General features: G+C 35.6%; 14 protein-coding genes. 3 read left to right on the plus strand and 11 right to left on the minus strand.

The genetic code is table 11. The features are described 5' to 3' along the window. Position 1: 1 nt before the first annotated feature. Positions 2-925 (plus strand): metallophosphatase, encoded by a 924-nt coding sequence (locus tag ABGT15_RS05660; protein ID WP_367230444.1) that lies wholly within the window; start codon positions 2-4, stop codon positions 923-925. Here ABGT15_RS05660 and ABGT15_RS05665 read toward each other — a convergent pair. The 7 genes from ABGT15_RS05665 to rpsF all read right to left on the minus strand — a co-directional run bounded on the left by ABGT15_RS05665 (position 902) and on the right by rpsF (position 6,103). After that, positions 902-1,609, minus strand: coding sequence for a lysoplasmalogenase family protein (locus ABGT15_RS05665; protein ID WP_367230445.1), 708 nt, complete (start codon positions 1,607-1,609; stop codon positions 902-904). The two genes, ABGT15_RS05660 and ABGT15_RS05665, sit on opposite strands and share 24 nt — an antisense overlap. Continuing rightward, a complete protein-coding gene (locus tag ABGT15_RS05670) occupies positions 1,610-2,311 on the minus strand; it encodes a hypothetical protein (protein WP_367230446.1) in 702 nt (233 codons plus the stop codon). Next, entirely contained in the window at positions 2,304-4,304 is a 2,001-nt protein-coding gene (gene ligA, locus ABGT15_RS05675) for an NAD-dependent DNA ligase LigA (protein WP_367230447.1), read from the minus strand. The genes ABGT15_RS05670 and ligA overlap by 8 nt, the downstream gene beginning before the upstream one ends. Before the next feature lie 78 nt (positions 4,305-4,382). Next, a complete protein-coding gene (locus ABGT15_RS05680; protein ID WP_367230448.1) occupies positions 4,383-4,856 on the minus strand; it encodes a DUF6495 family protein in 474 nt (157 codons plus the stop codon). Between the two features lie 93 nt (positions 4,857-4,949). Beyond that, positions 4,950-5,393 (minus strand): 50S ribosomal protein L9, encoded by a 444-nt coding sequence (gene rplI / locus ABGT15_RS05685; protein ID WP_367230449.1) that lies wholly within the window; start codon positions 5,391-5,393, stop codon positions 4,950-4,952. 66 nt (positions 5,394-5,459) lie between these two features. Beyond that, entirely contained in the window at positions 5,460-5,756 is a 297-nt protein-coding gene (gene rpsR, locus ABGT15_RS05690; RefSeq protein WP_237790734.1) for a 30S ribosomal protein S18, read from the minus strand. A 5-nt stretch (positions 5,757-5,761) separates the two neighbouring features. Next, complete coding sequence (gene rpsF, locus ABGT15_RS05695; protein WP_367230450.1) at positions 5,762-6,103, minus strand: 30S ribosomal protein S6; 342 nt, start codon at positions 6,101-6,103, stop codon at positions 5,762-5,764. 169 nt (positions 6,104-6,272) lie between these two features. On the opposite strand from rpsF, the gene ABGT15_RS05700 reads away from it, so the two are divergent. Continuing rightward, positions 6,273-6,971 carry a LytR/AlgR family response regulator transcription factor gene (locus tag ABGT15_RS05700; RefSeq protein ID WP_367230451.1) on the plus strand — a complete coding sequence of 233 codons (699 nt, stop codon included), beginning with the start codon at positions 6,273-6,275 and terminating at the stop codon, positions 6,969-6,971. Here ABGT15_RS05700 and priA read toward each other — a convergent pair. The 4 genes from priA to nadC all read right to left on the minus strand — a co-directional run bounded on the left by priA (position 6,968) and on the right by nadC (position 12,075). Then, complete coding sequence (gene priA, locus ABGT15_RS05705) at positions 6,968-9,418, minus strand: replication restart helicase PriA (RefSeq protein ID WP_367230452.1); 2,451 nt, start codon at positions 9,416-9,418, stop codon at positions 6,968-6,970. The two genes, ABGT15_RS05700 and priA, sit on opposite strands and share 4 nt — an antisense overlap. A 172-nt stretch (positions 9,419-9,590) precedes the next feature. After that, entirely contained in the window at positions 9,591-10,157 is a 567-nt protein-coding gene (locus ABGT15_RS05710; protein WP_367230453.1) for a chalcone isomerase family protein, read from the minus strand. 90 nt (positions 10,158-10,247) lie between these two features. Then, positions 10,248-11,180: a YihY/virulence factor BrkB family protein gene (locus tag ABGT15_RS05715; protein ID WP_367230454.1), complete on the minus strand. Its 933-nt coding sequence runs from the start codon at positions 11,178-11,180 to the stop codon at positions 10,248-10,250. Positions 11,181-11,217: 37 nt separating this feature from the next. Next, positions 11,218-12,075: a carboxylating nicotinate-nucleotide diphosphorylase gene (gene nadC / locus ABGT15_RS05720; RefSeq protein ID WP_367230455.1), complete on the minus strand. Its 858-nt coding sequence runs from the start codon at positions 12,073-12,075 to the stop codon at positions 11,218-11,220. Positions 12,076-12,251: 176 nt separating this feature from the next. Between nadC and ABGT15_RS05725 the strand changes: the two genes are divergently transcribed. Continuing rightward, complete coding sequence (locus ABGT15_RS05725; RefSeq protein WP_367230456.1) at positions 12,252-13,295, plus strand: tyrosine-type recombinase/integrase; 1,044 nt, start codon at positions 12,252-12,254, stop codon at positions 13,293-13,295. The last annotated feature ends 114 nt before the right edge of the window (positions 13,296-13,409 follow it).

The raw sequence follows: 13,409 nt of genomic DNA on the forward strand, positions 1-13,409 counted from the left end.
GATGAAAAGAAGAGATTTTTTAAAGAATACAGCTGCAAGCTCAACCTTTTTAGCTTTAGGAGGATTATCGTTAAGCAGTTTTACAGCCGATAATGAAACCGTCAAAAAAATAACAATACTTCACACCAACGATGTACACAGCCATATTGATCCTTTCCCGGAAAATCATCCTAAAAACCCAAATGCCGGAGGGGTTTCAAGAAGGGCTGCATTAATTCAGAAGATTCGTAATGAAGAAAAAAACGTTATACTGCTCGATGCCGGTGACATTTTTCAGGGAACACCTTATTTTAACTATTATGGAGGAGAACTCGAATTCAAACTGATGAGCATGATGCAATACGATGTGGCTACCATGGGCAATCATGATTTCGACAATGGCGTTGATGGTTTTTATGCACAATTACCGCATGCCAAATTCGATTTTGTTTCTGCTAATTATGGCTTCAAAAACACCATTCTGGACGGTTTGGTAAAACCATACAAAATAATCAACAAAGACGGAATCAAAATTGGAATTTTCGGACTTGGCATTGAATTACAAGGACTTGTGGATAAAAAATTATATAAGGAAACCGTTTACAACAATCCTGTTGAAGTAGCTTCAGATATGTCGAGAATCTTAAAACAGGAGAAAAAATGCGATCTGGTAATCTGCCTTTCTCATTTAGGCTTTAAATACCAAAACGATTCTGAAAAAATCTGTGATATCACTTTAGCACAAAAAACGAAAGATATTGATTTAATCATCGGCGGTCATACTCACACTTTTCTTGACAAACCGGCTGTTGAAAAAAATGTAGACGGAAAAGAAGTGGTAATCAATCAGGTAGGTTGTTATGGAATCAACTTAGGCAGAATTGATTTCTATTTTGACAAAAACAAAAACAACGTAAACAATTCAGGACGCAGCATCATCATTTAATATGTTTTTCGATACAGATTTCAACAAAAAATAACGGGTTAAAAAGAAATAGGACAACGCCTGTGCCAGATTACTGATATAGTCCAGCATTTCAGCTTCCAAAAAGTACTTTTTCAACACGAAAAAAACATCGGAAATTACAAAACACAGACTAGTCAAAATCATTAAAAAACTCAAACGGGTCGGATTAATAATATAGTTTAAGGACGAAACCAGACCAACAAGCAACAAGACTGTTCCGTAAATAATTAACAACCATACAGTTCCTTCCTGAATCTCCATTAATAAATCCAGAGAACTGATAAACAGATAAAGTAATAAAAAAAGGCATAATAACAGTGCAAAAAGATGCGGACTCTTAATTTCACTTAACCTGATTTTCATGGAATCTTCTATAAGAGCTTTCAGGAAAAGACCATACGATACTATAAACATGGGCACAATCACCCTGAAAGAGTTTTCCAAATCCACTAATACAATCATGTCACCGATAAAAAAAATGAGTACTATCAAAAGATAATACCAATTCATTTTCCCTTCATTTTTTTGAGTGTAATAGAAAAAAATCGACGGAATAATTACTGGCTTTGTTAAAAGGGAAAGCTCATCTATTTTAAAGACGATTGAGATCATAAATAACACGATCACAGTAAAATAAAGTATTAGAGCTGGTTTTCCGGACATTTATTTATTAATATTTAGCTTCGAAATAGTACCTCTGTTTAAAATGTAATTCACTAAAAAGTAAAATGATATTACCTGACAGGACACATTGATAAAGATAAAAATATCCAGATTTAAATAATAATTGTAAAGTACATAAAATAAATCAGACATAATAAAGCACAAAGTAGTAATTGCTAAGAAAACATTAGAACTACTATTATTCATTATATAAAGAAAGGTAGTCTGCAACCCTAACAAAAACAAGGTAATTCCATAAAAAGTTATAAGCCCGTAATTTTCGGAAGAAGCATCAAATATCAGTTTCAACCCCATGTAAAGTAAGCTCAGCAAAAACAATGTAAAGATGATTATGGAAAAAATGTTTGAGGAATGAATTCTATTTTCTCTTAAAAGCATTAAATCTTCCACTAAAAACTTAAATAACAACAAGTAAGCAACCAAATTCATTAACATTAAAGGCACAAAAAGGTTCTCATACTGAATCAGAATCATCATATCACCACAATAAAAAAGAAACAATATCAGTGAAAAAATAACACTTACTTTACCATTGGATTTCTGCCAGTAATAAAAATAAATTGCAGGTGCAATCATCGGTTTAAATAACATGGAGAGCGTTTCCAAATCAAAAACCACAGAAATTATAAATAAAAAAGATGCAAAGGAATACAACACCAATGCAGGATATAATTTACTCATTCACCATTCTTATAAAATCATCTTCACTTATAATCGGAACATTCAACTGATTTGCTTTTTCTAATTTTGCCGGCCCCATACTATCGCCTGCCACCACATAATGGGTTTTAGCAGAAATAGAACTTCCAATCTTACCGCCGTTGTCTTCTATGGCTTTTTTCAAATCATCTCTTGAAAACTTGGAAAAAACACCCGAAACTACAAAAGTTTTACCGGCAAGTTTATCCGAAACGGCTGTATCATTTGAAGCAGCACTTTCAAGTTGAACTCCATATCGTTTTAATCGTTCAATAATAGCTTTATTTTCCTGATTATCAAAAAATTCAATGACACTTTGGGCGATTTTTTCACCTATTTCATCGACTAAAATTAATTCCGATAAAGAGGCGGCGGCTATATTATCAATCGATTTATAGTGTTTGGCAAGCTTTTTAGCTACAGTTTCGCCCACATATCGAATTCCCAAAGCATATAAAACTCTTTCGAACGCAATCTGTTTCGATTTTTCAATACCGTTTATCAGATTTTCAGCAGATTTCTCAGCCATACGCTCCAAAGGAACAATTTGCTCTTTTTTCAATTCATACAAATCAGCATAATTAGTAAGCAAACCATTATGAAACAACAAAGCAACGGTTTCGCCGCCAAGTCCTTCAATATCCATTGCTTTCCGTGTGATATAATGCTGAACTCTCCCTATAATCTGAGGTGGACATCCATAATAATTTGGACAATAATGTTGTGCCTCTCCTTCCTTACGAACCAATTCCGACTGACATTCAGGACAATGTGTAATATATTTTGTTACTTCCGAATTTTGCGTACGTTTTTCAAAATCTACTCCAATAATCTTAGGAATGATTTCACCACCTTTTTCCACAAAAACTTCGTCACCAATTCTAATGTCCAGCTTTTCAATTTGGTCGGCATTGTGCAAAGAGGCTCGTTTTACAACAGTTCCTGCTAATTGCACCGGTTCTAAATTAGCCACTGGAGTAATGGCTCCGGTTCTTCCCACTTGGTAGGAAATCGAATTTAATTTCGTAGACACCTGTTCCGCTTTAAACTTATAAGCAATGGCCCAACGGGGTGATTTTGCCGTATAGCCCAACTCGTCCTGCTGATGTAGATTATTAATTTTTACAACTACACCATCCGTTTCATAAGGCATTTCATGACGGTGTTTGTCCCAATGATTAATAAACTCCAGCACTTCCTCCATATTTTTAGCCAAATGCGATTGTTTCGGTACTTTAAAACCCCATTGACGTGCTTTTTCCAACCCTTCAAATTGTGATTGAAAGGGCAAATTTATTCCGATAATAGAATACAGTAAACAGTCCAAAGGACGTTTAGCCACTTCAGTGCTATCCTGCAGTTTCAAGCTTCCTGAAGCCGTATTTCTTGGATTAGCATAAGGTGTTTCACCAATTTCAATAAGCTCCTGGTTCATTTTGTCAAAACCGGCAAAAGGCAGAATAATTTCACCACGAATATCAAACTTCTGAGGAAAATCCCCTTTAAGCTGAATCGGAACAGCTTTTATGGTTTTTATGTTATTAGTTACATCATCACCCTGAAAACCATCTCCGCGGGTTACAGCTCTCTTCAGTTTTCCGTTTTCATAGGAAATACTTATCGAAGCACCGTCATATTTCAACTCACAGGTATATTCCAAAGGAACATCACCTAATATCCGCTGCGCACGGGCTTCCCAATCCAGCAAATCTTCTTTGGAGTACGAATTATCCAGTGAATACATACGATACTCATGCTGAACAGTTTCAAAGTTTTTAGTAATAGCACCACCAACTCTTAACGTTGGAGAATTTTCATCGAAATATTCCGGATGCTTGGCTTCAAGTTCCTGTAGCTCTTTGAGTTTTATATCGAATTCATAATCGGAAATCGTTGGGTTATCCAACACATAATAATTGTAATTATGCTGATTCAGTTCGTCTCTAAGGGCTTGTATCTGCTGCAAAACATCCATAAAAAAAGAAAATTGGCTAAATATTAGTTTCTGCAACTAATTTAACCAATTTCTGTAATCTAAAATAATATTTTAGACCTATTTCTCCAAAATGCTTTCCATTTGCTGATAAAGATCTCCATCGGTAAAAATAGCGCCTTGCTTCACCAAATTGAAGATTTCCGCATTACGGTCATCAGCAAAAACTTTTTGACCGCGCTGTACCTCAACATTATCTGTAAACAAATTATCGCTAAGCCATTGAAGTCCTTCTTTCTGAAGCAAATCAACATCCGGAACTAACGAATGAATAATAATCGTCATCATATGTACTTCCGTACAATGGAAAAGAAAAATATAATTTTTGGAATAATGCTCAAGATATTTAGCATTCCCCAGAACACCCTCCCAGATCAAATCAGAAAAAATATCAATTTCCTGTTCTGCTACTTCGGGAGTATTCTTTTTTATGGTGTCCCATTCGTCTTTATCGATCGATTGTGAAGCCAAAAAATTAATAAATTCCGAATGTAGTTCTTCGAGTTGTTCTTTTGTTAATCGTGTATATTTCATTTTTTCGATTGTAAGCAATAAGCCCTAAAGCTACATTAATTTTAAAAAAAAATCCCGATTTTCATCGGGATTCTTTTATATAGTAGTTACGAATTAAGCTTGCTCAGCAATAATTTCGTATGCTAATTCAACGATTACATCACGGTGTAAACGAACTGAAGCAGTATATTTACCAGTACGTTTAACGATACCAGAAGTGATGAATTTTTTGTCGATTGACTGACCGTTTTTCTCTAAAATTTCAGCGATGTCTGCATTTGTAACAGATCCGAATAATTTCTCACCACCTGCTTTAGCTGTAATTTTGATATCCAAAGCTTTTAAAGCCTCACCGATTGCTTTTGCATCAGCAACCATTTTAGCTTCTTTGTGCGCTTTTTGTTTCAAGTTTTCAGCTAAAACTTTTTTAGCAGAAGGAGTAGCTAAAATAGCAAACCCTTGAGGGATTAAGAAATTACGACCGTAACCTGGTTTTACAGATACTACATCGTCTTTAAATCCTAAATTCTGAACGTCTTGTTTTAAAATAAGTTCCATGTTGTTGTCCTTATATTTTAGAAGTTAGGTTCCATTTGACCGGAAACCAACAACTGTTATTTTTAATTATTTTAATAAATCAGCCACGTAAGGCATTAAAGCTAAGTGACGAGCTCTTTTCACAGCTACAGACACTTTTCTTTGGTACTTTAATGAAGTTCCTGTTAAACGACGAGGAAGAATTTTTCCTTGCTCATTAACGAATTTCAATAAGAAATCAGCATCTTTATAATCGATATATTTGATACCTGATTTTTTGAAACGACAATACTTTTTAGTTTTGTTAGTTTCGATATTTAAAGGCGTTAGATATCTGATATCTCCGTCTTTTTTTCCTTTTGCAGATTGCTCAATACTTGACATGATAATTAAGCTTTTTTAGATTTTAATTTTTCTCTTCTTCTTTCAGCCCAAGCTACTGCATGTTTGTCTAAACTTACAGTTAAGAAACGCATAACTCTTTCGTCACGACGGAACTCAGTTTCGAAAGCAATTAGGATATCTCCAGCTACTTCGAATTGAAACAAATGGTAAAAACCAGATTTCTTGTGTTGGATTTCGTAAGCCATTTTTTTCAAGCCCCAATCCTCTTTGGATACCATCTTTGCTCCTCTAGAAGTAAGAAAATCTTCAAATTTGCTTACTGTTTCCTTTACCTGCTGCTCAGATAAAACGGGATTCAAGATGAAAACAGTTTCATAATGATTCATAATAAAAAATTTATTTGTTATAAAATTGGGTGCAAAAATAGTGATTTATATTTAACCCACAATAGCAAATCGGGTATTTTAGACGAAATGCAACTTTTTTACATAATTGCTTTGGATATTAAAAGTATTTAGCTATTTTTATTTTAATATTAACTCTCACCAAAGGCTTATGAAAATAAATTGCATTGTTGTAGATGATAGTAGCATCCAAAGATTAACAATTACCAAATTGGTAAATGACAACCCAAATCTGGAGCTTGTAGGCGAGTTTTCTAATGCTGTGGAAGCTAAGAACTGTATAACCAATAAAAACGTTGACTTAGTTTTTTTGGATATCGAAATGCCCGTTATAAATGGTTTCGACCTTTTGGACGGCTTAAAAATGAAACCGCAGGTAATCTTTATCACTTCGAAGGCTGAATATGCCGTGAAGGCTTTTGATTACGCGGCAACGGATTACCTTCACAAACCCATTACACGCGAGCGCTTTAATCAGGCGGTTAAAAAAGCAATGAGCATGATTTCGCTCAGTAAAGAAAGTGGAGGTGAAGAAGAAAGTCCTCACATCTTTATTAAAAGTAACCTTAAAAAACTTAAAATTTACATTGCAAGAATCAAATGGATTGAAGCGTACGGCGATTATGTAAAAGTGATTACCGAAGAAGACAACCATCTGGTTTTATCAACAATGAAATCGTTCGAAAATGAACTACCGAAGGACAAATTCATCCGTGTTCACAAATCGTTCATAGTAAACATTGATAAAATCGAAAAATTCAACAGCAAGTTTGCTGAAATCGGCCCACACAAAATCCCCTTAAGCCGAAACAAAAAAGAAGATCTGGTAAAAGCAATCGAAAACGCTTAGTAGTTATCGACGTTTACGGAAATTTTAATAGCTCTGTATGGAGCAATTGCCTCAAAACTATTCAGTACCCTCTGAATAGTTTTTTTTGTATTCCCCAAATGTTGCTGCGTGGGAATTTTAATCAGTATAGTTCGAATGTACTCATTACGAATACGACTGATAGCTGGCTCTTCCGGTCCTAAAACCGGCAACTGAAGTTGTTGCACCAAAACGTTGTAAATCCAAAGTGAACCTTCCTTCAGCTTGTCAAAATCACGATGTTTCAACGTTAATTTTATTAAACGATAATACGGCGGATATTTGAAATTATGACGATCATAAACCTGCTCTTTAAACATCCCAATATAATCATTACTAACCACTTGCTGAATGATATTATGATACGGATTATAGGTCTGTATTATCACTTTTCCGCGTTTTTCACTTCTTCCTGCCCTACCTGCAACCTGCATCATCATCTGATAGGCACGCTCATGGGAACGGAAATCGGGTTGATTAAGCATGTTATCTGCATTCATAACCCCAACTAAAGTCACATTATCAAAATGCAATCCTTTAGCAAGCATTTGAGTTCCAACAAGAATGTCAATTTCCTGATTCTTAAAAGCATCGATTATTTTCTCATAACCATATTTTCCCCTCGTAGTATCCTGATCCATACGACCTATAGTTTTCTCTGGAAAAAGACTTTTCAACTCTAATTCAATCTGTTCGGTACCAAAACCTTTCGTAGATAAATCTACCGATTGACAAGCATGACAATGGGTTGGATTTGCAATGGAATGACCACAATAATGACAACGCAACTGGTTTTTAAACTTATAATACGTTAAACTCACATCGCAACTCGGACATTGGGGCACGTGACCACAAGTCATACACTCCAAGAACGGTGAATAGCCACGACGGTTCTGAAACAAAATAACCTGTTCGCCATTTGAAAGGGATTCGGTCATCGCTTCCAGTAAATCATCTGAAAAATGACCGTTCATTCGCTTGCGTTTGTATTTGTCTTTTAAATCGACTAAATAAATATCCGGCAAAACGACATTTCCGAAGCGCTCGAAAAGCTCTACTAATCCGTATTTACCTGCCTTAACATTAAAATAGGTTTCTAAACTTGGCGTTGCTGAACCCAATAAAACGTTAGCCTTATGACTCGAAGCTAAAACAATCGCGGCATCACGGGCATGATAACGCGGCGCCGGATCAAATTGTTTGAAGGTTTGCTCGTGCTCTTCATCAATCACAATCAAACCTAAATCGTTAAAAGGCAAAAATAAAGCCGAACGCGCTCCGATAACAATCTTGGCTTTCTCGGAATTTTGCAACACCTGATTCCAAACCTCAACTCTTTCATTATTAGAATATTTGGAATGAAAAACCGCCACCTGATTACCAAAATATGCAGTCAGTCGGGTAACTAATTGTGTAGTTAATGCGATTTCCGGAAGCAGGTACAAAACCTGTTTTCCGCTCTCAATGTATTCTTCTATCAGTTTTATGTAAATCTCGGTCTTTCCGGATGCAGTCACACCGTGCAATAACGTTACTGCATGATCATCAAATGAGGTTCTAATTTCATCAAAGGCTTTTTGCTGTGGAAGGCTTAAATTGAAACCGACTTCATCCTCTTTTTCAAAAGAAACACGGTCTTCAGCAAGATAATATTCTTCGAAAATTTCTTTATCAACTAACGATTTTACAACCGCAGACGTGCTTCCCGCTTCTTCCAATAATTTCTTTACGGATATTGGTTTTTTCTCCTTTGCCTGCAACTGAAAATAATGCATCACCAATTCCCGCTGTTTTTGTGCACGCGACAAAATTTCCATCAGCTCCATCAATTGTTCTTGCTGCAAAAACTGTTCTTGCAAACGGATGTAACGGGTTAATTTGGGTTTGTATTTCTCGGTCACTTCTTCCTGCAAAACCAAAGCGTTTTTGGCCAACATTGCATTCAGAATCGGGAACACATTCTTTTTACCTAAAACGGCTATGATGTCTTCAACTTTTAAAGATGATTGTTGCTGTAATGCTTCATAAATAAGAAATTCACTGTCTGAAAGTTCCTTTGCATCTATAACAAATTCTTTTGGCGCCGATATTATCGTTTCACTTTCCAGAAGAAATCCTGTTGGTAAGGCACTCTTAAAAACCTCGCCGATAGAGCACATGTAGTAAGAAGCAATCCATTTCCAGTGTTCAATCTGGATTTCATTAACTACCGGACTTTCATCTAAAATCTGATGGATTTCTTTTGCCTGATAAAGCGCTGGCGGATTCTGATGCAAATCGATTACCAAAGCCGTATAAATTTTACTCTTCCCAAACGGAACCGCTACACGCATCCCTTTTTTCAGATACTCATATTCTGCTTCCGACACCTGATAGGTGAAGGTTTTTGCTAAGGCTAAGGGTAAAACGACTTCTGTAAAATAGGACATGGATTTCTTTTGAATTACAAATATAAGTGACTGATTTCATTTTGACACAAATGATGATTGCTTTAACCACGAATTCATGAATTAAATGATTTTCAATTCGTGAATTCGTGGCTGTTTTTAAATAAAAAAACTGCCCAAATTGAGCAGTTTTTACAATATCATTTATAAAGAATTATTTCCCTAACATTGCTGTTTTAAGGCCTTTATCTGCCGGTTTTCCTGATAACCAGATTCCGAATAACGCTTTTTTGAAATCGGCTCCGTCAATCACTCCTTTTTCTTTTCCGTTTTTAGAGACTACTACACCTTTTCCGGGAACATTCACAATGTCAAAAACATCTCCTTTTTTGATTTCCTCTTTAAAGAACGATTTGAATTGTGCAACTTTAGCTTTGATAGGTGCAGTATTTCCGTTAGTAGAATTTTCAAAACCTTCGTTTACAGCATTAATCATTTTCTCACTGGTAATCATTCCGGAGATAATAGTCAGTTTAATTGCTCCCGCATCATTACTCGCCATAATTTCAGCTCCATTCGAACTCTTCTTCGGTAGATATAAAGCTCCAACATACAAATCAATCCACATTTTTTCACGAATTCCGGCTCCGTTAAGCACCAAATTCTGTCCTTCCAGTGTTACTTTCTGAGCTAATTTTACACCGCCAACTTCTGTTTGTGCAGTCATCGAAAATAATCCTGCAAATGCAACAAATAATAATGTTAAGAACTGTTTTTTCATAGTAGTAGTTTTTATTTTGTTAAATATATAAATTTTTTCTTCCGGATTTTTATTATTTACTTTTTTGATCGTCAAAAACCATGATTTATTTTATTGAATTACTTTCTTTTCGTGGTTTCTTTTGTGCTTATTGATTATCGCATTTAACTCGAAACCTAACAGCAGAATCATACAGTTAATCCATATGTAAAACATTAACACAAGAAGTGTACCAATCGACCCGTACAGCTCATTATATCGTGCAAATTTTGTTACGTAAATTCCAAAAACATAAGAAGTTACGATAACCAAAACCGTTGTAAGCATGGCTCCGGCATTAAAAAAAGGAATTTTCTTGGTTTCTCTGGTTCCGTATTTAAATAAGAATGAGGTGGATACAAAAAGCATCATTAAAATGAAAAGATATCGGGCTAATTCGATAATAATTACATCGTCTAACTGAAAACGATTTGATAATTTCTGAATAAAAACCTCAGATATCACTATCGACGAAATCGTTATAATCAATAAAAAAGAAAAAATTAACGACAAACCAATAGCTACCGCATATTGCCTGAAATAACCTCGCTTAATGGTTACATGGTACGACGATTCAAAACCTCCCAAAACCGCGTTCAAACCATTTGACATTAAAAAAATTGACATCAAGATACCAAAGGACAACAAACTCTTATACGAATTGCTCATAATATCCTTAAGAATGGTCTCAATAGCTCCGTAAGTATTAGGCGGCACACTGTCTGATACGAATTCCAAAAAGTCGTCCTGAAAGCCTTCAATCGGTATATACGGAATAAGGTTCAGAATGAAAAGTGCGAACGGAAACAACGCCATAAAGAAACTAAAAGCAGTGGCTCCGGCACGATACGAAAAAGCACCTTTAGCAATTCCAATTCCGTAAAGTTCCAATATTTCATAAAGTGAAACACCTTCCAAACCCGGAACTTTTACAGTTTTGCAAAAAGCCATAAGTTTGTTTAATACGGGAATTTTCTCTATCTGATCTTCTATTTCTTTGGACATTCGTTCAGTTTACAGTTTACAGCAATCAGTTCGCAATTTAAAACGCTTTCAAACTCAAATCCATATTATAAATAGAATGCGTTAATGCCCCAGACGAAACAAAATCGACACCACACTCTGCATAATGACGAACGGTTTTCTCATTGATACCTCCGGAAGATTCTGTTAAACATCTGCCATTTATCATTTCAACTGCTTTACGTGTATCTTCATAATTGAAATTATCCAATAAAATTCTGTACACTCCGTCATTTTTAAGGATTTCTTCTACTTCCCGCAAATTGCGTGCCTCAACAATTATTTTTAAATCAAGTGTGTTTTCTTTCAGATAAGCATTGGTTTTGGCAATGGCTTTGGAAATTCCACCGGCAAAATCATTATGGTTATCTTTAAGCATAATCATATCGTATAGTGCAAAACGGTGGTTTTCTCCTCCGGCAATTTTCACAGCCCATTTTTCCAGTGCACGGATTCCCGGTGTAGTTTTGCGAGTATCCAGAATTTTGGTTTTTGTCCCTCCTAATAAATCCACAAAAACTTTGGTTTTCGTTGCAATGGCACTCATTCGTTGCATCGCATTCAAGACCAATCGCTCCGCTTTGAGAATCGACTGTGAACTACCGGACACATGTAACACCACATCGCCGTATTTCACTTCGGATCCATCTTGCATGAATACTTCAATTTCCAGATTCGGATCAACATATCTGAACACTTGAACCGCAAAATCAACTCCTGCAATGATTCCGTTATCTTTGACTAAAAGTTTAGCTTTCCCAGTGGCCGATGCTGGAATACAAGCTAATGAACTGTGATCGCCATCACCTACATCTTCCCTTATTGCATTGGAAATTATTATATCAAGTTCTTTTTGAAATTGCTCTTTAGAAATCATAATCTTCAGAATTTAATGGCTAAAATAAGACATATTTTGCAAAAGTCGATTCGGTTGCTGCAAATCGTCCGTAAAAACAATTTCAATACCTAAATAAAAAACAAAAAACTTTTCTGCCTAGGTTTGCAAAATCGATACTTTTTAGTAATTTTCCTAGATTTTTTATATGCCAAATTATGAAATGGGAAGCCAAAATTATACTGAAAGACGGTGTTAGCAGAATAGCTGTCATATTTGAAAAAAAAGCCGAACTGATTGATCGTATGAAACGATTTGAAGGCTCAACATGGAGTCAGACGCTCCAACTTTGGCACGTTCCGGATACCGATGCTAACAGGATTCGTTTTAAACTGCCTACAAAGGCCTCTCTCTTACCGTCTGAAGAAGGGATGGAAGCGATGATGCATTTCAAAAAACATCTGCGTTCAAAACGATACAGTGAAAACACTGTCAATACTTATCTGGACGCACTTAAATCGTTTCTGATTTTTTATAACGACAGACCTATAGCGTCCATAAGTAATGAAGATGTCATTCATTATAATAATGAGTACATTCTGAAAAATAAGCTATCCGCTTCGTTTCAGAATCAAATTGTTAATGCTATCAAACTGTTTTTCAGAATTGTTGATGATAAACGTATTGATCCTGAACTGATTCATCGTCCAAAAAGAGAACGTAAACTGCCTAATGTTTTAAGCAAAGAGGAGGTTAAAAGAATTATTGAATCTCCCATTAACCTGAAACACAGAACTATTCTTTCCCTAATTTATGCCTGCGGTTTACGCAGAAGTGAAGCCTTGAATTTAAAGCTTACCGATATTAACTCGGAACGGTTTTTAATTACAATTCGCCAGTCTAAAGGTAAAAAAGACCGGATTGTTCCCGTTTCTCAAAAGATATTGGATATGCTGCGAGATTACTACAAAATTTATAAACCGAAATATTGGCTGTTTGAAGGAAACGAAACTGGAACAAAATATTCCGAAGGCAGCTTACAATGTGTTTTCAAGCAAACGCTACGAAAATGTAATATAAACAAACCTGCTACCCTGCATTGGTTACGCCACAGCTATGCTACCCATTTATTAGAATGCGGCACAGATTTGCGCTACATCCAAGAACTCCTTGGGCATAACAGCAGTCGGACCACAGAAATTTACACTCATGTAAGCACAAAAAGCATACAACAAATTCGAAGTCCTTTTGATGATTTGTAAAAGAAATATTATATTTGAAAAATGTATGACAAAACTGCACATGTCCAACAGTATTGTGAAATTTATGTTTGGTTTTGTCGTACATATAAGTAAGTTGTGTGTAATTGCGCCGTC

The sequence above is a fragment of the Flavobacterium enshiense genome (assembly GCF_040750275.1).
Classification (GTDB): domain Bacteria; phylum Bacteroidota; class Bacteroidia; order Flavobacteriales; family Flavobacteriaceae; genus Flavobacterium; species Flavobacterium enshiense_B.